Source organism: Paracoccus aminophilus JCM 7686 (assembly GCF_000444995.1).
Classification (GTDB): domain Bacteria; phylum Pseudomonadota; class Alphaproteobacteria; order Rhodobacterales; family Rhodobacteraceae; genus Paracoccus; species Paracoccus aminophilus.
Genome location: NC_022041.1, coordinates 1,260,598 through 1,285,417 on the forward strand (window position 1 = coordinate 1,260,598; position 24,820 = coordinate 1,285,417).

General features: G+C 63.6%; 24 protein-coding genes. 14 read left to right on the plus strand and 10 right to left on the minus strand.

Annotation, left to right across the window (positions count from 1 at the left end; genetic code table 11):
* Nucleotides 1-45: 45 nt before the first annotated feature.
* The gene (tsf, locus tag JCM7686_RS06315) at nucleotides 46-936 is read left to right on the plus strand and encodes a translation elongation factor Ts (protein WP_020950023.1); all 891 of its coding nucleotides are present in this window, start codon (nucleotides 46-48) and stop codon (nucleotides 934-936) included.
* A 161-nt stretch (nucleotides 937-1,097) separates the two neighbouring features.
* Here the strand turns inward: tsf and JCM7686_RS06320 are convergent, their stop codons facing one another.
* On the minus strand, nucleotides 1,098-1,886 hold the full coding sequence (locus JCM7686_RS06320) for a helix-turn-helix transcriptional regulator (protein ID WP_020950024.1): 789 nt from the start codon (nucleotides 1,884-1,886) through the stop codon (nucleotides 1,098-1,100).
* Between the two features lie 240 nt (nucleotides 1,887-2,126).
* Here JCM7686_RS06320 and JCM7686_RS06325 point away from each other — a divergent pair, with 240 nt between their 5' ends.
* The 8 genes from JCM7686_RS06325 (at nucleotide 2,127) to JCM7686_RS06360 (ending at nucleotide 8,407) form a co-directional block, all read left to right on the plus strand.
* A complete protein-coding gene (locus tag JCM7686_RS06325; protein WP_020950025.1) occupies nucleotides 2,127-2,711 on the plus strand; it encodes a (d)CMP kinase in 585 nt (194 codons plus the stop codon).
* A 221-nt stretch (nucleotides 2,712-2,932) separates the two neighbouring features.
* Nucleotides 2,933-4,612: a 30S ribosomal protein S1 gene (gene rpsA / locus JCM7686_RS06330; protein ID WP_020950026.1), complete on the plus strand. Its 1,680-nt coding sequence runs from the start codon at nucleotides 2,933-2,935 to the stop codon at nucleotides 4,610-4,612.
* A gap of 221 nt (nucleotides 4,613-4,833) precedes the next feature.
* Nucleotides 4,834-5,121, plus strand: coding sequence for an integration host factor subunit beta (gene ihfB / locus JCM7686_RS06335; protein ID WP_020950027.1), 288 nt, complete (start codon nucleotides 4,834-4,836; stop codon nucleotides 5,119-5,121).
* Nucleotides 5,122-5,157: 36 nt separating this feature from the next.
* On the plus strand, nucleotides 5,158-5,559 hold the full coding sequence (locus JCM7686_RS06340; protein ID WP_020950028.1) for a LapA family protein: 402 nt from the start codon (nucleotides 5,158-5,160) through the stop codon (nucleotides 5,557-5,559).
* Nucleotides 5,559-6,197, plus strand: a complete 639-nt coding sequence (locus tag JCM7686_RS06345; protein WP_020950029.1) for a phosphoribosylanthranilate isomerase — start codon at nucleotides 5,559-5,561, stop codon at nucleotides 6,195-6,197. The genes JCM7686_RS06340 and JCM7686_RS06345 overlap by 1 nt, the downstream gene beginning before the upstream one ends.
* Nucleotides 6,191-6,634, plus strand: coding sequence for a GNAT family N-acetyltransferase (locus tag JCM7686_RS06350; RefSeq protein ID WP_041527177.1), 444 nt, complete (start codon nucleotides 6,191-6,193; stop codon nucleotides 6,632-6,634). The genes JCM7686_RS06345 and JCM7686_RS06350 overlap by 7 nt, the downstream gene beginning before the upstream one ends.
* Before the next feature lie 45 nt (nucleotides 6,635-6,679).
* Nucleotides 6,680-7,906, plus strand: coding sequence for a tryptophan synthase subunit beta (gene trpB / locus JCM7686_RS06355; RefSeq protein ID WP_020950031.1), 1,227 nt, complete (start codon nucleotides 6,680-6,682; stop codon nucleotides 7,904-7,906).
* A gap of 84 nt (nucleotides 7,907-7,990) precedes the next feature.
* A complete protein-coding gene (locus tag JCM7686_RS06360) occupies nucleotides 7,991-8,407 on the plus strand; it encodes a hypothetical protein (protein WP_020950032.1) in 417 nt (138 codons plus the stop codon).
* Between the two features lie 73 nt (nucleotides 8,408-8,480).
* Here the strand turns inward: JCM7686_RS06360 and JCM7686_RS06365 are convergent, their stop codons facing one another.
* A complete protein-coding gene (locus JCM7686_RS06365) occupies nucleotides 8,481-9,215 on the minus strand; it encodes a DsbA family protein (protein WP_084621036.1) in 735 nt (244 codons plus the stop codon).
* 33 nt (nucleotides 9,216-9,248) lie between these two features.
* Between JCM7686_RS06365 and JCM7686_RS06370 the strand changes: the two genes are divergently transcribed.
* The 3 genes from JCM7686_RS06370 to JCM7686_RS06380 all read left to right on the plus strand — a co-directional run bounded on the left by JCM7686_RS06370 (nucleotide 9,249) and on the right by JCM7686_RS06380 (nucleotide 13,155).
* The gene (locus JCM7686_RS06370; RefSeq protein ID WP_020950034.1) at nucleotides 9,249-10,346 is read left to right on the plus strand and encodes an ABC transporter ATP-binding protein; all 1,098 of its coding nucleotides are present in this window, start codon (nucleotides 9,249-9,251) and stop codon (nucleotides 10,344-10,346) included.
* 129 nt (nucleotides 10,347-10,475) lie between these two features.
* Complete coding sequence (locus JCM7686_RS06375) at nucleotides 10,476-11,456, plus strand: ABC transporter substrate-binding protein (protein WP_020950035.1); 981 nt, start codon at nucleotides 10,476-10,478, stop codon at nucleotides 11,454-11,456.
* Nucleotides 11,449-13,155 carry an ABC transporter permease gene (locus JCM7686_RS06380; RefSeq protein WP_051201524.1) on the plus strand — a complete coding sequence of 569 codons (1,707 nt, stop codon included), beginning with the start codon at nucleotides 11,449-11,451 and terminating at the stop codon, nucleotides 13,153-13,155. The genes JCM7686_RS06375 and JCM7686_RS06380 overlap by 8 nt, the downstream gene beginning before the upstream one ends.
* A gap of 24 nt (nucleotides 13,156-13,179) precedes the next feature.
* On the opposite strand, the gene JCM7686_RS06385 is transcribed toward JCM7686_RS06380, so the two are convergent.
* Together JCM7686_RS06385 and puuE are read right to left on the minus strand one after the other, a co-directional pair.
* Nucleotides 13,180-14,007: a bifunctional allantoicase/(S)-ureidoglycine aminohydrolase gene (locus tag JCM7686_RS06385; protein ID WP_020950037.1), complete on the minus strand. Its 828-nt coding sequence runs from the start codon at nucleotides 14,005-14,007 to the stop codon at nucleotides 13,180-13,182.
* A gap of 41 nt (nucleotides 14,008-14,048) precedes the next feature.
* Nucleotides 14,049-15,461, minus strand: coding sequence for an allantoinase PuuE (gene puuE / locus JCM7686_RS06390; protein WP_020950038.1), 1,413 nt, complete (start codon nucleotides 15,459-15,461; stop codon nucleotides 14,049-14,051).
* 463 nt (nucleotides 15,462-15,924) lie between these two features.
* Here puuE and JCM7686_RS06395 point away from each other — a divergent pair, with 463 nt between their 5' ends.
* Complete coding sequence (locus JCM7686_RS06395; RefSeq protein WP_236635875.1) at nucleotides 15,925-17,367, plus strand: nucleobase:cation symporter-2 family protein; 1,443 nt, start codon at nucleotides 15,925-15,927, stop codon at nucleotides 17,365-17,367.
* Between the two features lie 71 nt (nucleotides 17,368-17,438).
* Here JCM7686_RS06395 and JCM7686_RS06400 read toward each other — a convergent pair whose 3' ends face one another.
* Nucleotides 17,439-18,341 (minus strand): LysR substrate-binding domain-containing protein, encoded by a 903-nt coding sequence (locus tag JCM7686_RS06400; RefSeq protein ID WP_020950040.1) that lies wholly within the window; start codon nucleotides 18,339-18,341, stop codon nucleotides 17,439-17,441.
* A 492-nt stretch (nucleotides 18,342-18,833) separates the two neighbouring features.
* Between JCM7686_RS06400 and JCM7686_RS06405 the strand changes: the two genes are divergently transcribed.
* Nucleotides 18,834-20,012: an MFS transporter gene (locus JCM7686_RS06405; RefSeq protein ID WP_020950041.1), complete on the plus strand. Its 1,179-nt coding sequence runs from the start codon at nucleotides 18,834-18,836 to the stop codon at nucleotides 20,010-20,012.
* On the opposite strand, the gene JCM7686_RS06410 is transcribed toward JCM7686_RS06405, so the two are convergent.
* From JCM7686_RS06410 to JCM7686_RS06430, 5 genes are all read right to left on the minus strand, one after another.
* Nucleotides 19,969-21,495 carry an FAD/NAD(P)-binding protein gene (locus JCM7686_RS06410; RefSeq protein WP_020950042.1) on the minus strand — a complete coding sequence of 509 codons (1,527 nt, stop codon included), beginning with the start codon at nucleotides 21,493-21,495 and terminating at the stop codon, nucleotides 19,969-19,971. The genes JCM7686_RS06405 and JCM7686_RS06410 overlap by 44 nt on opposite strands.
* A gap of 33 nt (nucleotides 21,496-21,528) precedes the next feature.
* Nucleotides 21,529-22,461 carry a LysR substrate-binding domain-containing protein gene (locus JCM7686_RS06415; RefSeq protein ID WP_158442341.1) on the minus strand — a complete coding sequence of 311 codons (933 nt, stop codon included), beginning with the start codon at nucleotides 22,459-22,461 and terminating at the stop codon, nucleotides 21,529-21,531.
* A gap of 283 nt (nucleotides 22,462-22,744) precedes the next feature.
* On the minus strand, nucleotides 22,745-23,182 hold the full coding sequence (locus JCM7686_RS06420) for a tetratricopeptide repeat protein (RefSeq protein ID WP_020950044.1): 438 nt from the start codon (nucleotides 23,180-23,182) through the stop codon (nucleotides 22,745-22,747).
* Nucleotides 23,179-23,952: an ABC transporter ATP-binding protein gene (locus JCM7686_RS06425; protein ID WP_051201625.1), complete on the minus strand. Its 774-nt coding sequence runs from the start codon at nucleotides 23,950-23,952 to the stop codon at nucleotides 23,179-23,181. The genes JCM7686_RS06420 and JCM7686_RS06425 overlap by 4 nt, the downstream gene beginning before the upstream one ends.
* Nucleotides 23,953-23,973: 21 nt before the next feature.
* Nucleotides 23,974-24,810: an ABC transporter permease gene (locus tag JCM7686_RS06430; RefSeq protein WP_020950046.1), complete on the minus strand. Its 837-nt coding sequence runs from the start codon at nucleotides 24,808-24,810 to the stop codon at nucleotides 23,974-23,976.
* Between the last annotated feature and the right edge of the window lie 10 nt (nucleotides 24,811-24,820).

Genomic DNA, 24,820 nt, shown 5'->3' on the forward strand with positions numbered 1-24,820 from the left:
TAAGCCCCGCCTGACGCATTGCAAAGCGAAGCAAGGAGACATCCGATGGCGATCACTGCAGCGATGGTGAAAGACCTGCGCGAAGCGACCGGCGCAGGCATGATGGACGCCAAGAAGGCGCTGACCGAAACCGATGGCGACATGGAAGCGGCCGTTGATTGGCTGCGCACCAAAGGTCTCGCGAAAGCGGCGAAGAAATCCGGCCGCGTGGCCGCTGAAGGTCTGGTCGGCGTGTCCGTCGGCGACGGCCGTGGCGTTGCCATCGAGCTGAACTCGGAAACCGATTTCGTTGCCAAAAACGCCGATTTCCAGAAACTCGTTCGCGAAATCACCGATCTGGCTCTGACCACCGGTGAAGAGCTCGAAGTGCTGCGTCAGACCCAGCTCAACGGCAAATCCGTTGACGAGGTTCTGAGCGAAGCCATCGCGCGTATCGGCGAGAACATGACGCTGCGCCGTCTGCACGTTCTCGAAGGCGAGACCGTCGTCTCCTATGTCCACAATGCCGCGACCGCTGGCATGGGCAAGATCGGCGTTCTGGTTGCGCTGAACGGTCCGAAAGACAAAGCCGAAGAGATCGGCAAACAGTTCGCGATGCATATCGCAGCGACCAACCCGGCCTCGCTGTCGGAAAAGGATCTCGATCCGGCTCTGGTCGAGCGTGAGAAAACCGTTCTGACCGAGCAGGCACGTGAATCGGGCAAGCCCGAAGCCGTGATCGAGAAGATGATCGAAGGCCGTATGGCGAAATTCCTCGAGGAAGTGACCCTTCTCGGCCAGAAATTCGTCATCAACCCCGATGTCACCGTGGCTCAGGCTGCGAAAGACGCGGGCGTCGAGATCACCGGCTATGCCCGCGTTGAAGTCGGCGAAGGCATCGAGAAGAAAGAAGAAGACTTTGCCGCCGAGGTCGCCAAGACCATGGCCGGCGCCTGATCTTTCAGGTCTTCGAAGGCAAAAACACCGGCCCTTGGGCCGGTGTTTTCATTTGTGGCGCGGTTTGAGCGAGTGCCGGTGTCTTGCGGTGGGGTTTGGGTTTGCAGCCCGAAACGCCGTCGACTGGCGCGACTGGCTGGTGCGCGAGACTTGGAGCCGGGTCAGGCTGCGCGGCTTCCGCTGATTTCGCCCGGCAGCGGGCGCGGCTCTGCGATGAAGATCTGATTGCGCAGGCTGGCTAGCACAATCGCTTGCGCCGTGGTGCGCACCCCCAAAGTCGAGCGCGCAAGGCGCAGGTGCTTCTCGACCGTTGGGGCAGAGATTTTCAGGATTTCGGCGATCTCTGCCGTGCTTTTGCCCGCCGAGATGCATTCGAGCACCTCGCGCTGGCGTTGGGTCAGGGGCAGAAGGCCGCCGCCGAAGGGCAGGGAGGCGATGCGCATCTGCGCCAGCGAGGCCAGCGCAATCGCCTGAGCGTGATGGCGGTCCCAGATCAGATCCAGCTCGGGCTGGGTCATGCCGACGGGCGCGCCCAGCACGATCGTTCCCTGATGGCGCGGCGCGATGTGGTGAAGGCTGATCCCATAGGCCGCAAGATGCCCGCGTTCGAGAAAGGCGGTCAGGGTCGCGATCTCGCGCGGCGACAGGGCTCCCCGGTCCCAGTCGTTGAAGACCCGCTCAAGCGAGCTCACGCCGCCATGTTCGTTCAGCCAGCGATGCAGCGGCGCGGTCTGGGAAAGATCGCCCAGACGAAAGCGCTCGATCAGCCCATGCGGCAGGTTCGACAGCGTGATCTTGTCGCATGGCATCGCGACGCTGTCGCTTTCGAGCACGCGGGTCACTGTATAATGCGTAAAGGGGAAGCCAAGCTGGGTCAGAGCGTTTGAGAGATAGCTCCAGACCTCGGCGACGCTCTGCATCCGGCTGAATGGCTCGATGTGCTGGAGCATTCGTCCCTCCTGTCTGTTCTGCGCGCGGCGAGGCTGCACGGTCGTGATGAGAGGATTTTCGCCGATTGGCCGGCGGATGCAATGCGATTATCGGGATGCGCCTCTCTATTTCTGCGCTTTTTTGACCGGCATTGGCCTTCTCTTTGGATAAGACGGGTTCTGGACGAGCCTGCCGGGCCTGTGGCAAGGAGCGTCAAGCGCAGGAGGTCCGCGCCCGATCCGGGGCGGCAAGGAGAGAGAATGCCATTTACGATCGCCATCGACGGTCCCGCGGCCTCCGGCAAGGGGACGATTGCCAGGGCGCTTGCGCGCCAGTTCGGCTTCGCCCATCTCGATACCGGGCTGCTCTATCGTGCGGTGGGGGTTCAGGGCGGCGATCCGGTTCAGGTGGCGCAGGCTTTGGTCGCGGCGGATCTCGACCGGGCCGATCTGCGTAGCGCCGAAGCGGGGCAGGCGGCGTCAAAGGTCGCGGCCATCCCCGAGGTTCGCGCGGCCTTGGTCGCCTTCCAGCGCCAGTTTGCCCGGCAGGAACCCGGCGCGGTGCTCGACGGGCGCGATATTGGCACGGTGATCTGCCCCAGCGCCGAGGTGAAGCTTTACGTCATCGCCAATGACGAGACCCGGGCGGCACGGCGTGCGGCCGAACTTGGTGCTTCTGTCGAGGACATGCTCGCCCAGATCCGCGAGCGCGATGCGCGCGATGCGGCCCGCGATGTAGCGCCGATGGTGCAGGCCGAGGATGCCATCCTGCTCGACACCTCTCATCTCTCGATCGACGAGGCGGTGGCGCAAGCGGTGGCTGCCGTTCAGGCGGCGCGCGGCTGAGGCTTGCGCCAATTCCAGCGGGCAGCGGCGGAAACTGTTGCCTTCTTGCGGATTTGGGGCTATATGCGCGCCAAGTCAATCGGCAACATGGTCATAACAGACCGCTTTTAAGTTGGGTCGGGCTCTATAGCTACGACCCTTCGTTCTGCCCGAGAGGCGAATAAAGACCGGCGGAGACAACCGCATGGCCAGTAAACACGTGCAAAGGAAAAACTGTTCGCATGAGCACTAAAGCTGCAATGGACGAATTTGAAGCCCTCTTGAAAGAGAGCTTCGAGATTGACACCCCCGAAGAGGGTTCGGTTGTCAAAGGCAAGGTCATCGCCATCGAGGCAGGCCAGGCCATCATCGACGTCGGCTACAAGATGGAAGGCCGCGTTGATCTGAAAGAATTCGCAAATCCCGGCGAAGAAGCGCAAATCGCTGTTGGCGACGAAGTCGAGGTCTATCTGGACCGCGTCGAGAACGCCCGCGGTGAAGCTTCGATCTCGCGCGAGAAAGCTCGCCGCGAAGAAGCTTGGGATCGTCTTGAGAAAGCCTATGCTGCTGAAGAGCGCGTCGATGGTGCGATCTTCGGTCGCGTCAAAGGCGGCTTCACGGTCGATCTGGGCGGCGCTGTTGCCTTCCTTCCGGGTTCGCAAGTCGACGTCCGTCCGGTGCGCGACGCTGGCCCGCTCATGGGTCTGAAGCAGCCGTTCCAGATCCTGAAAATGGACCGTCGCCGTGGCAACATCGTTGTGTCGCGCCGCGCGATCCTCGAAGAAAGCCGCGCCGAACAGCGTGCGGAAGTCATCGCGAACCTCACCGAAGGTCAGACCGTCGAGGGTGTTGTCAAGAACATCACCGAATACGGTGCCTTCGTTGATCTCGGCGGCGTTGACGGCCTGCTGCACGTCACCGACATGGCTTGGCGCCGCGTTAACCACCCGTCGGAGATCCTGTCGATCGGCGAGACCGTCAAGGTCCAGGTCGTCAAGATCAACAAAGACACCCACCGCATCAGCCTCGGCATGAAACAGCTGCAGGCCGATCCGTGGGATACGGTTGCCAACAAGTTCCCGATCGGCTCGGTCCATCAGGGCCGCGTGACCAACATCACCGACTACGGCGCGTTCGTCGAGCTGGAAGCTGGTGTCGAAGGTCTGGTCCACGTGTCCGAAATGTCCTGGACCAAGAAAAACGTGCACCCCGGCAAAATCGTGTCCACCTCGCAAGAGGTTGAGGTCATGGTTCTGGAAATCGACGAAGCCAAACGCCGCGTCTCGCTTGGTCTCAAGCAGACCCAGCGCAACCCGTGGGAAGTCTTCGCCGAAACTCATCCGGCCGGCACCCAGATCGAAGGCGAAGTCAAGAACATCACCGAATTCGGTCTGTTCATCGGCCTCGAAGGCGATATCGACGGCATGGTCCACCTCTCGGATATCTCGTGGGATGTCCGCGGCGAGGACGCGATCCAGGACTTCCGCAAGGGCGATATGGTGAAAGCCGTCGTTCAGGAAGTTGATGTCGAGAAAGAGCGCATCTCGCTCTCGATCAAGGCTCTGGAAAACGACACCATGTCGGAAGCCGTTGATGGCGTGAAACGTGGCGATGTCGTCACCGTCACCATCACCGCGATCGAAGAAGGTGGCGTTGAGGTCGAGTATAACGGCGTCAAGTCGTTCATCCGTCGCTCGGATCTCGCCCGCGACCGTCAGGACCAGCGCCCCGAGCGTTTCAACGTTGGCGACAATGTTGACGCCCGCGTCACCAACATCGACACCAAGACCCGTCGTCTGGGCCTGTCGATCAAGGCACGCGAGATCGCCGAAGAGAAAGAAGCCGTCGAACAGTATGGCTCGTCGGACTCGGGCGCCTCGCTTGGCGACATCCTCGGTGCGGCTCTGAAGAACCGCAACTGATGACCAACCGGGCCGGAGCCATTTGCGCAATCCGGCCCGAACAGAACAGGAAGCCCGCTCTGGACCTCGTGACCGGGGCGGGTTTCTTTTTTTTGCTTCAAAAGAGTGCGGTTGGCCCGGATCATCTGCAACTATATGATCCGTCGCACGTTCATAATGAGGCTCAATCGTGGCGGCCAACGGTCTCCACACTCCATTCGGTTCCAGTCACAGGGTAGAAGATGATCCGTTCTGAACTGATCCAGAAGATCTCCGAAGAAAATCCGCATCTGTTCCAGCGCGACGTCGAGCGCATTGTGAACACCGTCTTTGAAGAGGTCATCAGCGCCATGGCCCGGGGCGACCGGGTCGAGTTGCGCGGCTTTGGTGCTTTTTCCGTGAAGCAGCGGGAGGCCCGCACCGGACGCAACCCGCGAACGGGCGATTCCGTTAGCGTCGAGGAGAAGCATGTTCCCTTCTTCAAGACCGGCAAATTGCTTCGCGACCGGTTGAACGGTCTGACCGAATAGGTCAGATTGGCCGCGCAGTGATCTGAGGGATTTTCCATGCGCGTGTTACGGCTGGCTTTCGTGATTCTCCTGGCCATCGTCCTGATCGGGGTGGCTCTGGCCAACCGGCAGATGGTCACGGTCAATCTGTTTCCGGCGCAGTTCGGGCAATATCTGGGCGGGACCTGGTCGCTGACCATGCCCGCCTTTATTGCGTTTCTGCTGGTCGTCATGTTCGGCGTCGTGATCGGCCTGATCTGGGAATGGCTGCGCGAGGCGGGAATGCGCGCCGAACTGAGCCGGCGCGCCGCGGAACTCGCCCGGCTTGAGCGCGAGGTCGGCCATTTGCGCCCGGCGCGCGCCGGCAAGCAGGATGAGGTTCTGGCGATCCTCGACACGGCTTCGACCAAACCTGCGGGCGCAGGCTCGACGGCGGTTGTGCCTGCGGCGGGGCGCTGATGTCTGCTGCCGTCAAGATCTGCGGGCTGTCCGAGCCCGAGTCGATCCGCGCCGCGGCTGAAGCCGGGGCGCGCTATATCGGCTTTGTTTTCTTTGCGAAATCCCCCCGAGCCGTCACGCCCGAACGCGCGGCAGAGCTGGCCGAGGTCGTGCCGGTTGGCGTCGCCCGGGTCGGGCTTTTCGTCAATCCCGAGGATGCGCTTCTGACCGAGGTGCTGGCACAGGTGCCGCTCGACATTATCCAGCTTCACGGCACGGAAAGCCCCGCCCGCGTGGCAGAGGTCCGCGCGCTGACCGGGCTTCCGGTGATGAAGGCGGTGGGCGTCGCGGGGCGCGAGGATCTCGACCAGCTTTGGGATTACGGCCTTGTCGCCGATCTGCTGCTCGTCGACGCCAAGCCCGCGCCGGATGCGGATTTGCCCGGAGGCAATGGGCTTGCCTTTGACTGGCGGCTGCTGGTCGGGCGGCGCTGGCTCAAGCCCTGGCTGCTGGCTGGCGGGCTGACCCCGGACAATGTCGCCGAGGCGATCCGCTTGACCGGCGCGCAGGGCGTCGATGTCTCGTCCGGCGTCGAAAGCGCACCGGGGGTCAAGGATCTGGGTAAGATCCGCGCTTTTGTCGCGGCGGCGCAATCATGATCTGGCGCGAGGGAACCGAGGCTGATGTGCCCGCTGTCGTTGCGCTTTTGCTCGATGATGAGCTTGGCAAATGGCGCGAGAATGCCGATCCGAGCGTCTATCTTTCCGCCTTCCGCACCATGCAATCGGAAGGGGCCAATCATTTGATCGTCGGCGAAGAGGGCGGCGAGCTGATTGCTTGTTACCAGATCACCTTCATCGCCAGCCTCTCGCTTGGCGCGACCCGGCGTGGCCAGATCGAGGGTGTGCGTGTCGCAGCCTCTCGCCGGGGCCAACGTATCGGTGAGGCGCTGATGAAGGACGCTGAGGCGCGGGCCCGCGCGGCCGGTTGCGCGATCTTGCAGCTCACCACCAACAAGATCCGCACCGACGCCCATCGCTTCTATGAGCGGCTTGGCTTTACCCCTTCCCATATCGGATATAAGAAATCCCTCTAGGCAGGTGGCAGATGCCAAGCCCGGATTTTCAAGACAGGATGCGCCATGGCGGATGATCTCGCGAACAGCTTTATGACCGGACCCGATGAGCAGGGTCGTTTCGGTATTTTCGGCGGGCGCTTCGTCAGCGAAACCCTCATGCCGCTGATCCTCGATCTCGAAAAGGAATATGAAAAGGCCAAGACCGATCCGGCGTTCAAATCCGAGATGGAAGATCTCTGGACCCATTACGTCGGCCGTCCCTCGCCGCTCTATTTCGCACCGCGCCTGACCGAGCGTCTGAATGGCGCGAAGATCTATCTCAAGCGCGAAGAGCTGAACCATACAGGCAGCCACAAGATCAACAACGTGCTGGGCCAGATCCTGCTGGCGCGCCGCATGGGCAAGACCCGGATCATCGCGGAAACCGGCGCGGGCCAGCATGGCGTGGCGACGGCGACCGTCTGCGCGCGCTTCGGGCTGAAATGCATCGTCTATATGGGCGCGACCGATGTCGAGCGTCAGGCGCCGAACGTCTTCCGCATGCGGCTTCTGGGCGCGGAAGTCGTGCCGGTCACCTCGGGCCGCGGCACGCTGAAAGATGCGATGAACGACGCCTTGCGCGACTGGGTGACCAATGTCCGCGACACGTTCTATTGCATCGGCACGGTTGCAGGCCCGCATCCCTATCCGGCGATGGTGCGCGATTTCCAAGCCATCATCGGGCGCGAGACCAAGCAGCAGATCCTTGCGCAAGAGGGGCGTCTGCCCGACAGCGTCGTTGCGGCGATCGGCGGCGGCTCGAATGCGATGGGGCTTTTCCACCCCTTCCTCGATGACCGCTCGGTCCGCATCATCGGCGTCGAAGCGGGTGGTAAGGGCGTCGATGAGCGCATGGAGCATTGCGCCAGCCTGACCGGTGGGCGTCCGGGCGTCTTGCATGGCAACCGCACCTATCTGCTGCAAGATGCCGAGGGTCAGATCCTCGAGGGCCATTCGATTTCTGCTGGTCTCGATTATCCGGGCATCGGGCCAGAGCACGCCTGGCTCAAAGAGCAGGGCCGCGCCGAATATGTCAGCGCGACCGATACCGAGGCGCTCGGGGCCTTCCAGCTTCTGTGCGAGACCGAGGGCATCATTCCCGCGCTCGAACCCTGCCATGCGATTGGCTATGTCCAGAAACTCGCGCCGACCTTGCCGAAGGATCACCTGATGGTGGTCAACCTTTCGGGCCGGGGCGACAAGGATATCTTCACTGTTGCCAAGCACATGGGGGTTCAGATCACCACCTGAACCGGGGTCACGATTGGGTGACGGATGCAACCCACGCGGCGGGCTCCGAGTTGCTTCAATGTCTGAAGCAGAAGGAGACGAGCCATGCTGAAGTCACCTCTTAAAATCGCTGCTACAATTCTCAAAGTCGGCGCTCTCACCGGTCTTATGGCGGGGGCGGCCTTTGCCCAAAGCACCACCGTTACGACCGAGGGAAAGGCTCCGGAATCCTCGGTGCCGCTGGCCTATAAGGGCTTGAGCGACGTTCAGATTACGGATTTCCTGACCGCGCGCGGCGTGACCGATATCAGCGTCGCCCGGGACGCCGGCAAGATTGTCGCGACCGGCCATCGGGACGGCAATGCCATCGAGCTGATCTATAATGAAAAGACCGGCCAGCTGGTGACCGTTGACGGCAATTCGCCCTCGGCCGAGGCCCATGCCGATTTCATGGCTCTGGGCGAAGCGCCCGATCCGGCACGCGATCCGGCTGGCGGCTCTCACGATCCGATCAAGAACTGAGTGGACCGGGCGCCTTTGGCTTCACCAGAGCCAATCCGCCCTTGCGATCAGGCCGACGCCGCAAGCGTCGGCCTTACTTTTTCGTCAAAAGCCCGCCATCGCTCAGGATCTCTTCCAGATCGCCCCGGCCAAGATAGCCAAAGATCACCCGATCTCCGATGACGAAGCTCGGCGTGCCTGCAATCCCCAAAGCCTCGGCCAGAAAGTCCGAGCGCTCGAAATGGGCGTAGATCTCGGGACTGTCGATGTCCTGCATCATCTGGGGCAGATCGAGACCGACCGCCAGTGCCGCTCGCCGGATCGCGGGCTCCGAGGTCGGTCCGTAGGTCGCCATCAGCAGCGCGTGAAATTCGGGGTATTTTCCTTGCTTTTGCGCGGCCAGAGCCGCGGCCGCGGCAAGGGTCGACTCCTCGCCAAAGATCGGCCATTCGCGGATCACCAGCCGCAGCTCGGGATGGGCGCTCAGAAGCGCGTCAAGCTCGGGGGCATTCTTGCGGCAATAGCTGCAATTGTAATCGGTGAATTCGACGATGGTGATCGTGCCGTGGGGGTTGCCGATCACCGGCGCATCCGGGTCGTTGAAAAGCTGCTGCGAGAGGCCCGAGATCGCGACCTTCGCATCCGGTTCAGGCGATCCGCCCCAAAGACCGGCCACGGCACCGCCAGCGCAGGCCAGTAGCAAAAACAACGAGAGGGCGCGCAACATGATCAGCTCCTTGATCGCGCCAGCATCGCAGGGGCCCCGACCCGCCGCAAGGACCATCGTCAGATCGGGTCCAACGCCCATGCGGGCAGGCCAAGCCGTCATGAGACCGACATGCGCAAAGGATAGGAGGCCGCGATGACCTCTGTGACCCTTGATCAGCTTCGCTTGACTTTCGGCCAGACCCGCGCGCTGGACGGGGTGAGCCTGACCATTCCCTCGGGCTCTTTCGTGGCGCTGCTTGGGCCTTCGGGCTGTGGCAAGACCACGCTTTTGCGCCTGATCGCCGGGCTCGAACGGCCTGACAGCGGTGAGATCGCCATCGCCGGTCGCCGGGTTGCGGGGCGGGGGCAGTTCACCGAGCCGCAGGATCGCGGCCTTGGTATGGTCTTTCAATCCTATGCGCTCTGGCCGCATCTGACGGTGGCGGGCAATATCGGCTTTGGCCTCAACCGGCTGGCCCGAGCCGCGCGCGAGGAACGGATCGCCGAAGCTCTGGCGCTGGTCGGGCTGACCGGGCTCGCGGCGCGCAAACCGCATGAGCTCTCGGGCGGTCAGCGCCAGCGCGTCGCCTTGGCGCGCAGTCTCGCCGCGCGTCCGTGGCTTTTGCTGCTCGACGAGCCTCTGGCCAATCTCGATACCCATCTGCGCCAGACCATGCTGGCCGAGTTTCGCCGCATCCACAGCTCGACCGGCTGCACGATGATTTTCGTGACCCATGACCAGAACGAGGCCATGGCGGTGGCGGATTTGGTCGGGGTGATGGATCGCGGCAGGCTAGAACAATTCGCCCCGCCCGCCGCGCTTTTCGACCGTCCGGCCAGCCAGATGGTGGCGCGCTTTGTCGGCAATGGGCGGACCTTGCCGGTCGAGGTGCTGCGCCGCTCGGGTGAGATCTGCGAGATCACGCTCGGCGGCAGGGTGCTGCGCCTGCCGGGCGTGGCGCCGGTCGGGCCGGGCTGGCTCTGCCTGCATTCGCGCGATCTGGCGGCGCAAGGCGCACCGGGCGAGGGCTTTGACGCCGAAGTCATGGCGGCGCGGTTCGAAAACGGCTTTCACATCCTCGAAATCATCCCCGATCTCGTGCCCGAGGCCGAGCCGCTTGATCTGCGCGTAGACCGCCCGCTCGCACCGGGGGCGCGCATCCGCTTTGCTTTGACCGGCGGCTGGGTCATTCCGCGTGCAGGCGATGCGGCCCTCACGACCGCCGCGCGACCCTTTGCCGCGCCCGTCTGAGCCGCGCCGCGCGGGGCCGCACGCGGAACTGTCACAGAGCTGTCAGGCCCTTTCGCTAGTCAGGCCCAGCCCTAGTGCGGGTGGCCCCGTCCGGTTCGGACCCGGGCGCGATGTCGAAAGGAATTCTCAATGCGCGCAATCAGCTCTCTGGCCCTTGCTTTGGCCGCACTCGCCGGTCCGGCTTTCGCCGCGCCCTCGGGCACGATCACGGTCTATACCTCGCAGCCGCAGGACCAGATGGCGCAGGTCGTCGAGGCCTTCAACAAGGATTATCCCGAGGTGAAGGTCGAGATTTTCCGCTCGGGCACGACCGAGCTGATGTCGAAGCTTCAGGCCGAATTCGCGGCGGGCTCGACCCCGGCGGATATCGTCTTGCTGGCCGATGAGGCCGCGATGACCCAGCTGAAAACCGACGGCCGCCTTCAGCCCTATGCCGATGCGCCCGTCGCCGAGATCCCGGCCAATCTGGTCGATCCCGACAAGACGTTTTTCGGCACCAAGCTGCTGACCACCGGCATCGTCTACAACACCGATCTGGTCAAGGAGGCGCCCAAAAGCTGGACGGATCTCAAGGCCGCGGACAAGGCGAAATCGCTGATCATGCCGAGCCCGCTTTATTCGGGCGCGGCGGTGATCCATGTCGGCACCATCGTCCAGCAGCCCGAATTCGGCTGGGGCTATTACGAGGATCTCGCGGCCCATGGCGCGGTTGCCGGACAGGGCAATGGCACAGTGATCGAGGCGGTCGCGCGCGGCGAGAAAGCCTATGGCATCATCGTCGAATATATGGCGATGAACGCCAAGGCGAAGGGCTCGCCCGTTGATTTCGTCTGGCCCGAGGATGGCGTCTCGACCATCACCCAGCCGGTCGCCATCGTCAAAGGCACGGATAACGAAGAGGGCGCGCGCGCCTTTGTCGATTGGCAGCTCGGCAAATCGGCGCAAGAGCAATCGGTCGAGCAGGGTTATTTCCCGATCTTGAAGGGGATGGAGCGCCCGGCGGGCTATCCCGACCCGGAAACGCTGAAGGTTCTGCCGGTCGATGTGCCGAAGCTCATCGCGGAAGACACGGCCAATAAGGAAAAATTCTCTGATCTCTTCGGTGGCTGAGATCCGGCTGAAGCGGCATCTGAGGGGCGGCGATCTGGTGATCGTCGCCCTGATTGCCCTCTATCTGGCCGCAACCGGGCTTTGGCCGATGCTGCGGCTGTTGATCGAGGCCTTAGCGCCGGGGCCTCAGGGCGAGACCTTTGGCCTTGCGCGCGAGGTGCTGGAAAGCCCGGCCTTCCTCAAGGCGTTTAGAAATACCGTGACCGTCTCGGCAGGCTCGGTCCTTGTCTCGGCGGGGCTTGGGATGGCGCTGGCCTATGCTTCGGGGCTGATGCGGCTGCCGGGACAGGTGGCTTTGGGCTTTCTGGCGCTGTCACCGCTTCTCATTCCCTCGCAGATCATGGCTTTGGCCTGGATCCAGCTGGTGGGATCATCCTCGCCGCTGCTGGGCCCGCTTGGACTTGCGCCTGCAGCGGGCCAGCCCAATCCGCTTTATTCAGGCGCGGGCATCGCCTGGCTTTTGGGGATCGAGCATATGCCTTTGGTCTTCTTGGCCGTTCGCGCCAGTCTCATCGCCATCCCCGGCGATCTGATCGAGGCCGCGCGGATCTCGGGCGCAAGCGGCGCGCGGATCACCGGTCGGATCATCCTGCCCTTGACCCTTCCGGCGGCGGCCGCGGGCGCGATTCTGGCCTTTGCCTCGGCGGTCGGCAATTTCGGCGTGCCAGCGCTGCTGGGCATTCCCGGGCGGTTTCCGATGCTGACGACGCTGATTTATCAGCGGCTGAACGGCTTTGGGCCGGGGGTGATCGGCAAGGTCGCGGTGATGGCTCTGGTGCTGGTTGTGCTGGCGGGGGCGGCCTTGGCGCTGCGCAATCTCTTCCAGCGCCGCTTTGGCGTGCCGCTCCCTGCCGGCAAAGGCTTCGAGGGCTCTGCCCAGAGCCATCTGCGCTGGCCTGTCGCGGTTGCCGCTTGGCTGATCGTCGCGCTGCTGGCAATTCTGCCGATGATTGCGCTTGGGGTCACGGCGCTGTCGCCCGCGATTGGCGTGCGTTTCGCGCTTGAGACCGCGACCCTCGAAAACCTGCGCGCGGCCTTGGCCAATCCGGCGATCCGGCGGGCCTTTGCCAATTCGCTGATGCTTTCACTCGCGGCGGCGGGGTTCTCGGCGCTGGTGGCAATCGGCCTTGCTTGGTTTGCGGTGGTCGGCAAAAGCCGCTTTGCGCGCGGGCTGAACCTTGTGGCCGATGCGCCTTTCGTGGTGCCGGGCACGGTTCTGGCGCTGGCGATGATCCTCGTCTATCTGCCGCCTCTGCCGCTGATCGGCTCGATCTATGGCACGGCGGCGATCCTGCTCATCGCCTATCTGGGCCGCTTCCTGCCGCTGGTTTTGCGTCCCGTCGAGGCGGCGATGCGCGCGATGGACCCCTCGCTTGATGAGGCGGCGCGTATCCATGGCGCGCAGAGCCTGCGTCGTATCCTGCGGATCGCGGGCCCCATGGTCGCGCCCTCGGCGCTCGCCGGGGCGATGCTGATCGTGCTGACGGCGATCAACGAGCTGACGGTTTCCGCGCTTTTGTGGTCGGCGGGCCATGAGACGGTCGGCGTGATGATCTTTTCGCTGCAATACGAGGGCAATTCGACCGGAGCCGCCGCGCTTTCGGTCATCTCGGTCGCGCTGGTGGCCGTGCTGGCGCTGGTTACGGATCTGGCGGGCAGGCGCCTGCCGCCCGGAACTTTACCTTGGCGCGCAAGATGAAAAAGGGGCCCTAAGGCCCCTTTTTTACAGCATTTTCGCGTGACGGTTCACGTCCTTGTAAAGCAGATAGCGGAAATCCGAGGGCCCGCCCGCATAGCAGCATTGCGGGCAGAAGGCGCGCAGCCACATGAAATCGCCGGGACCGACCTCGACCCAATCCTGATTGAGCCGATAGACCGCCTTGCCTTCGATCACGAAGAGCCCGTGCTCCATGACATGGGTTTCCGCGAAGGGAATGGTCCCGCCCGGTTTCAGCGTGACGATGGTGATATGCATATCATGGCGGATGTCATTCGGGTCCATGAAGCGGGTCGTGGCCCAACGTCCCTCGGTCTCGGGCATGGCGATCGGCGCAATGTCTTTTTCATTGGCGATGATGACATCGGGCTTCTCGAGCCCCTCGACCGCCTGCCAGCGCTTGCGCCACCAGTGAAAGCGCGAGAGATCGGCGGCGTTCTTGACGGTCCAGGCCGTGCCTGCCGGGATATAGGCAAAGCCCCCCTCGGTCAGATGATGGGTCTGGCCCGCGATCTCGACATCAACCGCGCCATTGGTGACGAACAGCGCGGATTGAACGGTCGGATCCTCCTCGGGGCGGTCGGAACCGGCCTCGCCTTTCAGCTCGACGATATATTGGCTGAAGGTCTCGGCAAAACCCGAGAGCGGGCGCGCGATGATCCACATGCGCATATTCGTCCAGCCGGGCAGGAAGCTCGTGACGATGTCGCGCATGGTCGCGGCGGGAATGACGGCATAGGCCTCGGTGAAGACGGCGGTATCGACCGAGAGATCGCTTTGCGGCGGCAGACCGGCCAGAGGACCGGCATAGCTGCGCGGGGTTTTGCTGCTCATGTTGGCTCCTGAATTTCGGGGCGGGCTCTTGGGGGCGGGGCTCAGGTCCCGCCCAGCATCTGCTGGAGGCGCAATTCGCCGATGCGGCTGACCTGCCGCTCGGCCTCGGCGCGTTCGGTCGCGGTGTCGTTGTGGATGCGGGCTTGCATCGCCTCGGTGATCCCGGCCTTGTCGTAATCGCGCACGGCGATGATGAAGGGGAAGCCGTGGCGCGCGACATAGTCGGTGTTCAAACGCGTGAAGGTCGCGCGTTCCTCGTCGGTCAGCGCGTCGAGCCCGGCGCTCGCCTGTTCCGAGGTGCTCTCGGCGGTGAGCTGCTTGGCGGCGGCGAGCTTGCCCGCAAGATCGGGGTGCGCGTTCAGAACGCCCAGGCGTTCCGCATCGCTGGCCGAGCGGAAGATCTGTGCCATGCGCCGCGCCAACCCGGTCGCGGTATCATGGATCGCGCCCATCTCGCAGTCCCAGACCCGCTCGGCGATGAAGGGCGAATGCTCATAGATCGAGCCGAATTTCTGCACGAAATCGGCGCGGCTCATCTCCGAGGGGCGCTCTTTCGCCTGATAGGGATGGGTCTCGGCCCAGTGGCGCGCGATATCGAGCCGGGTCGCGAACCAGACGCCCTCATGGCTGCGGGCATGGTCAAGGAAACGCTGCAGCGCAATCGCACGGCCCGGACGGCCCATCAGACGGCAGTGGAGCCCGATCGACATCATCTTGGGCGCGCCCGCCTGACCCTCGGCATAAAGCACGTCGAAACTGTCGCGCAGATAGTCGAAGAACTCGACCCCGGTGCCAAAGCCCTGACCCGAAGAAAAGCGCATGTCATTGGCGTCCATCGTATAGGGCACCATGAGCTGCGGCTTGCCCTTGTGGACATGCCAATAGGGCAGGTCATCGGCAATCGTATCGGCGAGATAGGCAAATCCGCCTTCTTCGGCCCCAAGCGCCACCGTATTCATCGAGGTGCGGCCCTGATAAAAGCCATAGGGCCGCTCGCCGGTGATGCGGGTGTGCAGTTCAATCGCCTGCCGGATATGCTCGGCCTCGGTCTCTGCCGGAACGTCGCGGTAGTCGATCCATTTGAGCCCATGGGTCGCGATTTCCCAGCCCGCGCGCTGCATGGCGGCGACTTGCTCGGGCCCGCGTTCAAGGGCCGTTGCGACGCCGTAAACCGTGACCGGCACGTCCTTGAGCATCCGGTAAAGCCGCCAGAAGCCCGCGCGCGCGCCATAATCGTAGATCGATTCCATATTCCAGTGACGCTTACCCGGCCAAGGCTGGGCGCCGATGATCTCGGACAGGAAGGCCTCTGAAGCCGCATCGCCATGTTCGATGCTGTTCTCGCCGCCTTCTTCGTAATTCATCACGATCTGCACGGCGATCTTCGCGCCGCCGGGCCATTTGGGATCGGGGGTATGCTCTCCGTATCCAATCATGTCGCGGCTGTAGCGCATCCGGGAATCCTTTTTGGAAATCGGCCGAAGCCCGGCCCTTGCAGATGAGGAACCACTTTGCCGGGAGGACAGCAAGTCGTCAAAATGAAATTCTGTGTTAAGGATTTGTATAAAATCAACCATGACCGAGGCGGGCGGTCAAGCCTGTCGCGAATCGACTTGCGCTCTGGCAGAGCGGTGTCGCGTTGGAGTTGCGCTGGCGGAGGGGCGACAGAGGCGCCTTCGAATTTTATCGCAGACATATTTGTATTATTGGTGGCAGACTGAAACGGAGCCGATCAACTGCCCGAAGGGCAGGACGGCGCGATACCGCCATTTTCTACCAGTTCTTAAGTTAGCCTTAAGTTTTTCGATAAAGTCGCCGGAGGTCCGGCCCGATAAGTTCCACGCAGCTCACCTTGGGGAGAGGTGGTGCCAAAGGGGGGAGATCACTTTGCAACCAACACAGAGCGCTCAAGGACAGTTGACGCGGCCCGAGGACGAGAGGCTCGGCCTTTTTGCCAATCTCGCTTATGGGATGCAGCATATCCTGACCATGTATGGCGGCATTGTCGCCGTGCCGCTGATCGTCGGTCAGGCCGCAGGGATGAGCCCGGCGGATATTGGGCTGTTGATCACGGCCTCGCTGTTTGCCGGAGGCGTCGCGACCATCCTGCAGACCATGGGCCTGCCGTTCTTCGGCTGCCAATTGCCGCTGGTTCAGGGGGTTTCCTTCGCAGGCGTCGCGACGATGATCGCGATTTCCGGGACTGGCGGGATCGAGGCGGTCTTTGGCGCGGTCATTCTGGCCTCGCTGATGGGGCTTTTGATCACGCCGGTCTTCTCGCGCATCACCCGCTTTTTCCCGCCACTCGTTGCGGGCATCGTCATCACCACGATCGGGCTGACGCTGATGCCCGTCGCGGGCGGCTGGGCCATGGGCGGAGACCGCAATGCCGCCGATTTCGGCAGTCAGGCCAATGTGCTGCTGGCCGGGGTGACGCTGGTGATCGTGCTGTTGCTGAGCAAAGTCGGCAATGCGGCGATCTCGCGGCTCTCGATCCTGCTGGCGCTGGTGATCGGCACTGCGATTGCCTATGCGGCGGGCATGACCGATTTTTCGCGGGTGAGCGACGGTCCGGTCTTTGCTCTGCCCAAGATCTTTGAATTCGGCTATCCGACCTTTGGCGTCGCGGCGACGATCTCCATGTTCATCGTCATTCTGGTGACGCTGGTTGAAACCTCGGCCGATATTTTCGCGGTCGGAGAGATCGTCGGGACCAAGGTCGATTCGCGCCGTCTGGGCGACGGGCTGCGCGCCGATATGCTCTCGAGCATGCTCGCGCCCTTTGTCGGCTCGTTCACGCAAAGCGCCTTCGCCCAGAACGTCGGGCTGGTTGCAGTCACCGGGATCCGCAGCCGCTATGTCGTGGCGACGGGCGGGCTCATCCTGATCGCGCTCGGGCTGTTGCCGATCATGGGACGCGTCGTCGCCGCCATCCCGAGCCCGGTTCTCGGCGGCGCGGGCATCGTCTTGTTCGGCACGGTCGCGGCCAGCGGCATCCGCACGCTGTCGCGGGTCGATTACGTCAACAACATGAACCTGATCATCGTCGCGACCTCGATCGGCTTTGGCACGATCCCGATCGTGATCCCGCAATTCTACCACCATTTCCCGGCCTGGGTTGAGACGATCTTCCATTCGGGCATCAGCTCTTCGGCGATTATGGCGATCACGCTGAACCTGCTGTTCAACCATCTCAAGCTCGGGAATTCGGATCAGCCTTCGGTCTTTGGCGCGGCTTCCGAGCGGACGATCCGTTATGCCGATATCGCCCAGCTGGAGGAGGGCGATTATTTCGCGAATGGCAAACTGTACAATGCCGATGGAAAAGAGGTGCCGCTGGCGGGATCTGGCGGACACTGAACCTCGGCTGGTTCGACGATTGTGGGCGCGCCTGTCGCAAGGGCGCGCCTTTTGCGTCCGGATCTGGCCGGTCAGTCGAGGCAGGCTTTGATTTGCTCGCCCAGCCAGCGCAAAGCCGGATCGCTGCGCCGCCTGCGATGTTGGATCTGGGTGAAGGCGATCTCGGGCAGGGCCAGCGGCGGCTCGGTGATGACCAGCCCGGGCGCCACAGTCGAGAGGCTGCGGCGCGCGACGGTCAGGATCAGATCGGTTCCGGCGATGACTTCGGGCGCGACGCTCCAATGCGGCAGGATCAGTGCGATTTTGCGGGCCTGACCGTGGTGGCGCAGCGCAAGGTCAAGCTCGGTCGCGGCCTCGCCATGAACCGCGACAAGGACATGGGGCGCCGACCAGTAAAGCGCGGCGCTCAGCCCGAGATAGGGTTGGGGCTGATGGCGCGGATCAAGCAGGCAGGCATAACGGTCGGTGAAAAGCGGCGCCGCATCGATCTGGGCGGGCAGGGTCGGGAAGACCCCAAGCGCCAGATCGACCTCGCCGTCGAGCACCGCGGCCACCATCGCCTCGCGGCTGCGCTGGGTCACGATCAGCTCGACCCCCGGCGCGATCTGGCGCAGATGGCGCATCAGCTTGGGCAAAAGCGCATGAGCGCCGTAATCCGACAAAGCGAGGCGGAAGACGTGGCGCGCCTCGGGCGCGAAATCTCCATCACCAAGCAGCGCCCGGATCTGGATCATCGCCTCGCCAAGCGGTCCGGTCAGCTCGAGCGCGCGCAGCGTCGGCACCATCCGACCGGCCTCGCGGGTGAACAAGGGATCGTCCAGAAGCTTGCGCAGCCGCGCCAAAGCATGGCTGACGGCAGGCTGGCTCATATTCAGCCGCGCCGCCGCACGGGACAGATGCTGTTCCGAGAGCAGCGCATCGAGCACGACAAGCAGGTTGAGATCGACGGCGCGCAGATTGGGGCTTTGGGTCATGGCCGCATCATGGCGCAGCGCGCGGGAAAATCAAATCCGGGCCGATGCGCGCGGGGCTGAGATAGCGGGTTTGGGCGCGCCGTTCTGTGGCCCAGGATAGAGGCGGCTTGGCGGAGGGCCCTTTCCCTGACGCGCGGCTCAACGAGGCGGGGAGAGATGGCAAAGAGGGGGCGCGATCTTCGCCCTGAAGAGCCTCGACAAAGCGCTCTTGCGTGACCGGCGGAGGGGCCGCCCGCCAGCACACTGCGGTCCCTTGCGAGGTCACCCATGCGACCGGCCCTTTGATCCCCAAGCCTTGAGGCACGAAGCAGATCGTCAATCTTTTGCATTTTCTTTTTATAATGGTTTCAGACCGCTCTGCCTTATTGCCGCGCCCTGAAACTCGTGCGAAGGCTCGGGAAAGAGTGGCACATCCGGCCGCCGCTCTGGCCCGCGCCGAGGGAAACGCCCAAGGCCAGTCAGGCGCGCGCCGGTCTTTCTGGCAGCTTCGACATGCAGGCGGATATCAGCAGGGACGGCCGGGCGCCTTGGGGCGCCTTGCTCGGGGTGAATGCGGCGATCGGGGCCTTCGGCTTTTCGCAAGGGCTTAGCTATCCTTTGTTCACGCTGCTGATGCAGCAACAAGGCATGTCGCCCGCCGCCATCGGCGCTTCGGCGGCGATGATGCCGCTTGGGCTGATCCTGTCGGCGAGCCTCGTACCGAGCTTGGTGCGCCTCTTCGGGATGCGGCAGCTCGCGGTCGGCTGCGCACTGGCGGCCGCGCTCTGCTTTTTCCTGATCGGGGTTTTTCAGAGCTGGGTCGGCTGGTTCGTGCTGCGCTTCCTCCTTGGGATCATCATCAACCCGCTTTATGTGCTCGGCGAGGTCTGGGCGCTGTCGCTGGCCCCCCCGGCGCGGCGCGGGCGCATGATGGGCGTCTTCAACACGGTGATGAGCGCGGCCTATGCCTCGGGCCCGCTGGCCCTCGCGATGATCGGGGTCGAGGGCTGGACGCCGTTTCTTGTGGGCGTCGGTGGCTTTTGTCTGGCAAGCGTCGGGCTCGCGCTGGTGTCGCGCCGTCTGCCGGTCCTGAGCTTCGATCAAGATGAGAGCGGCACGAACAAGGGCGTCTTCGCTTTCTGGACCGTCGCGCCCGCGCTGTTGACCGCCGTCTGTGTCTCGGCGGCGAGCTTGCAGGCGAATGTCGCCTTGCTTCCGGTTTTTGGCGCAGGCTACGGGCTTTCAGAGCTGACGCTGCCGCGTCTGGTCACGGCGCTGTCGGTTGGCAATATCTTCATCCAGCTTCCTCTGGGCATTGCCGCCGAACGGATCGGCCCGCGCTTCATGATTATCTTTTGCGCCAGCATGACGGTGGTTGCGGCGGTGCTTTTGCCCTCCTTCATCCTGACCCCGGCGGTCTGGCCGCTGCTGATGCTGCTCGGGGGGATGAGCTACGGCGTCTATACGATGGCGTTGATCGAGCTTGGCAACCGCTTCCACGGTCAGATGCTGGTCGCGGGCAATGCGGCTTTCGCGATGATGTGGGGCATGGGCGGGATGCTGGGCGCGCCCGGGGCGGGCGTGCTCATGCAGGCAATTGGCCCGGTCGGGCTGCCGGTCGTGATTACCGTGCTGATGAGCGTGTTGATCACGCTGGCGATCCTGCGCAAGATCCAACGCGAGCTGCGCTGACAAGGGCGGGCTCGGCAAGGACCGCCGCGCGGGGCTCGACCGTCTCTAGTTCGGGCTCGATTTCCGCAGCGAGTCCGTTCGCGGCAAGAATGCGCTCGGCCAAAGCCGCCGCTTGTATCCGCTGCTCGGGGATCGAGCTGGATTCCCACGCAACACCCCGCAAAGGATGGCCGATCGCCAAGAGATCCGGCTGCACCCTGCCGTCTTGCGCAATCACCTGCCCCTCGGGCGTCGCGTCGATGCCAAAGCCGGTGTCATGGGCGCGCACCAGACCCGAGGCCAACAACTGTCGCACAAGCGGCGCCTCGACACGGCGCCAGTCATGTTCTTGATGGCCCCGGCAATCGATCACCGCATCGACCTCAAGCACTTCGGGCGTGGTCCCGCCACGCGGGCGCAGGTGGGCGGTCAGCCTTGCGCCAGAGCTCAGGTCAAGAAGACGTGCGGCCCGCGAGCTGAACCGACCCTCGGTGCGGGCACGCTCCAGCGCCGCAAAAGAGGGCGGCGCGGCGCGGTGGAGCGTCACATCCCAAAGCGCGCGCAGATGGCGGATGAAGCGCAGCCGCTCGGCGCGGGGCGCGTTCAGCCAAAGCGGCAGGATATGCTCGCGCACGGCCGGGGCCAAAGCCTGCCAGTCGCCACCTGCCGCGCGCAGCGCCTTGCGCTCGCGATTGACCGCGCGCAGCAGTGCCGTCGCCGTGCGGGGCAGAGCTTCGGGGTCAAGAAAGGGCGGCCAAGGTTCGGGCACGCGACGGGGCTCGATCAAATGGCCACGCCGCGAAATGGCATGATAGCGCCCGCGTAATCCGCGCGCCTCAAGGCTTGCCACCATATCGATCATCGAAAGCGAGGCCCCGATCAGCAGGACATCTTTCGCCCCGACCACCGGATCAAGAACGCCTGACTGCCAAGGATTGCGGATATAGCGTGGATCATCGATGGGCGCGGCGGGTGCGGCGAAGGGAAAGACCCCGGTCGCCAACACGACCCGGTCGACGAGAAAACGCGCGCCGCTGTCGGTTTCGGCCTCGAAAGCCGCACCGCGCCGGCGCAGGGCGACGATTTCACTGCGCAGATGGGTGACCTCGGTGTCGGGCCGGGCGGTCAGTGCCGCGCGGGCGAATTCTTGCGCGACATAGGTGCCGAAAATCCGGCGCGGGATGAAGACCTCGCTCAGATCGCCCTCGGGCGGGGTCCAGTCGCCGTCGCGGCCATGCGCGCGCACCCATTCGGCGAGATGGTCGGGCGCGCTGTCGGGATAGAGCGAGAAATGCCCGGCCGGGCCATTGACCAGATGCACGCTGTCGTGACTGTCATAGGCGACACCCCGGCCGATCTCGGCGCGCGGCTCGGCGATGGTGAGCTGAAGATGGGGCGCCTTCTCAAGCAACCGGATCGCCAGCGCTGCCCCGGCAAAGCCGCCGCCGATGATGAGGATATGGGGCCCGCGCGGGGCGGCATTGATCGGCAGGGCATAGGTCATGTGCACTCTTTCGCGATGGGTCGGGGCGCGCCATCAGGCGGCATAGGTCCAGCTTGGCACTGCCGCCGTCTCTACCCGCAGCCATTTCAGCAATTGGGTGATTGGGGGCAGATGCGCGGGATGATCGGGGGTGACGAAGTAATAGGCCTTGGCCAGAGGCCAGGGCTCGCCAAAGGGCATGATCAGCCGTCCGCTGGCGAGATCAGCCTCGGCCAAACGCAGCTTGCCCAAAGCGATCCCCTTGCCCGCCGCCGCCGCTTCGAGCACCAGCGAGGATTGCTGAAGCCGGATGCCCACCCGCGCGGTTTCACTGGCGCGCAGCCCGTGGCTTTGCAGCCATTTTTCCCAATCGGGGCCAGTGGCATCCTGCTCGGGACCGGTTTCATGGAGCAGGGGGACAGGATCGGCCAAGGCCTGGGGGCCTCGGTCGAGAAGGGCGTGATCTTGCGCGAATTCGGGGCTGCACAAAGGTACCAAAGCCTCGGACATCAGATAATGCGCGGCAAGGCCGGGATAGGTGCCGTTGCCATAGCGGATCGCGCAATCGAGACGGCCCTCGCTGAAACTGGCCAGACTGGCCGAGGCTTCGATGATCAGCTCAAGCCCGGGCACGGCCTCATGAAGCGCATCAAGGCGCGGCATCAGCCATTTCATCGCGAAACTTGGCGGCACCGAAATCCGCAGGGCCGGGCTGGTGGTGCCGAGATCCGACAGCGCAGTGACCATCGAGGAAAAGGCCTCGGTCAGCCCGGGCAGGACGGTCAGGCCAAGCGCGGTCAGCTCGAGCCGCCCACGTCGGCGCAGAAACAGCGGGCCGCCGAGATGGTCTTCGAGCAGGCGCACCTGCTGACCGATCGCCGCCGCCGAGACATGCAGCTCTGCCGCCGCCGCGCCGAAGCTTTGCTGACGAGCCGAGACCACGAAAGCGCGCAAAGCGTTGAGCGGCGGCAAGCGGGCAATTGTCACGCGGCTGGCAGATCCGGACGCTCTCTCCGGCATGGGCTGACCTTTCCTGATGGCCTTGAACCTGATGTCTTTGGCGGGAAAACGCGGGCGGCAGAGCTCAGTAGGAAGCGCTCTACCCGCGCGATAATAGGGAAAAGCTAGGGGGTGGCGGGCTCTTTGCCCATTCCAAAGAAGCTGCGGAAAGAGGAAACGCCGCCCATGGATCCCGGTCTTGGGAGAATTACTCTATTAGACGAGTCGTGTATTTCTCGGCGCGCAAAGGCTTAGGTCGAATCGCGCGCTCTCAGCCCTTTGGCTTTTCGGAAGCGGCAATCGCTTTGGCCAGAGTGTCACGCTCGGGGCAGCCGGTCGGGCAGAAGAGATCGAGCATCCCGAGATTGGCCTTCGCGCCCGCGAGATCTCCGGTCTGAAGAAAGAGCTCGCCCTGATATTCAAGCGCGCCGCGATGGCTGGGGTCATAATAAAGCGCCTCGCGGTACCAGCGCGCCGAATCCTCGAGGCGGTCGAGCTTGCGGGTCGTATAGCCGAGCAGATTGTAAAGATCGGCGTGTTTGACGGTCTGCGAGAGCTCGGCCAGTCCCGTCAGCGCAGTTTCATAATCGCCGGAATAGATCTGGGCGCGGATCTGGGAGAGATCGGGCAGTTTGGTCGAGGGCGGTGTGTCCACCGCCCCCGCCACTGTCGCCCAGAAAAGAGCGATGCCAAAGGCCAGAGCCCTCATGCGACCTCCAACTCATATTCGCCCATCAGCGAGAGGATCTGGCGCTTGATAGCGATGAAATCCTGACCGGCGCGGTCGCGGGTGCGCGGCAGATCGACGGCGATTTCATCGACGATCCGGCCGGGGTCTGAATTCATCACGACTACCCGATCCGACAGGAAAATCGCCTCATCGACATCATGGGTGACAAGGATCATGGTCACGCCCTCGGCCCGCCAGATCCGCACCAGCTCTTCTTGCAGCCTGATCCGGGTCAGCGCATCGAGCGCGCCCAGCGGCTCGTCCAGCAGCAGAAGGCGCGGGCGGGTCACCAGCCCGCGCGCAATCGCGCCGCGCTGGGCCATGCCGCCCGACAGTTGGTGCGGATAGACCTTCTCGAACCCATGCAGCCCGACCAGACGGATGTGATCGCGCACCGTCTCGCGCCGTGCCTCGCGCGAGAGGCCAGAGTTTTCCAGCGCCAGCGCGACATTGCCCTCCAGCGTCAGCCAGGGCAGCAGACGGTGGTCCTGAAAAACGATGCCGCGATCGAGGCTCGTGCCCGCAATGCGCTCGCCATCCAGCAGGATATCGCCGGAATAGTCGCGATCCAGCCCAAGGATCAGTCGCAAAAGTGTCGACTTGCCGCAGCCCGAGGGGCCGACAATGGAAATGAACTCGCCCGGTTTCACATGCAGGTTGACATGGGACAGCGCGTCGAAGCGGCGCCCGTTAACCTCATATTGCTTTGCGACGTCACGAATATCGAGCGTGCCAACATCGGTGGTCATCATCATTCTCCTTGTCCGGCCTTAACCGTCGAAACCTTGTTTCCAGCGCAGGATGTAGCGCTGAAGCTGGAACATCAGGCGGTCGATGGCGAAGCCGACCAGACCGATGATGACCATGCAGACGACCAGTTGATCGGTCAGCAAAAGCCCCTGTGCGCGGAAGATGAGAAAGCCGATGCCCTCAAGTCCCGAAAGCCCCTCGGCCACCACGACCAGCGCCCAGGCGAGCCCCGCCGAATAGCGAAGGGACACCATGATCGAGGGCACCGCCGAGGGCAGAAGCACGCGCCGGATCAGCTGCCAGCGGTTCAGGGTCAGGACTTCGGCCAGCTCGATATAGCGTTTCTCGGCATTGCGAATGCCTTGCAGCGTGTTGAGAAACACCGGGAAGAAGACCGATTTCGCGATCACCACCACCTTCGCTGGCGCGCCAATCCCGAGCCAGAGCACGATCAGCGGCAGCCAGGCGATACCCGGGATATGGCGGATCGTGTCGAAGGTCGGGCCGAAGAACTCCTCGACCCGACGCGAGAGGCCTGCGGCGACGCCCAGGATCAGCGCCAGCACCGAGCCATAGACGAAGGCCTGCGCCACGATCGAGATCGAGACCACGAAATCGCGCGACAGGTTTTGCTTGGTCAGCATGGTCCAGAAGGCTTTGACCGTGGCCAGCGGCGAGGGCAGAAAGACCGGCGCGATCCAGGCGAGCGAGCTCGCGACCTGCCAGAGCGCCAGAATGGAGAGCGGCAAGATCAGCCCGATCAGCGTATCCTTGCCCGGATTGGGCCGCAGCCGCGCCAAAAGCTGACTGGTCCAAGTCGTGGGCGGGCCGGTCTCGATATTCGGAGAGGTGGTCATGTCATGATCC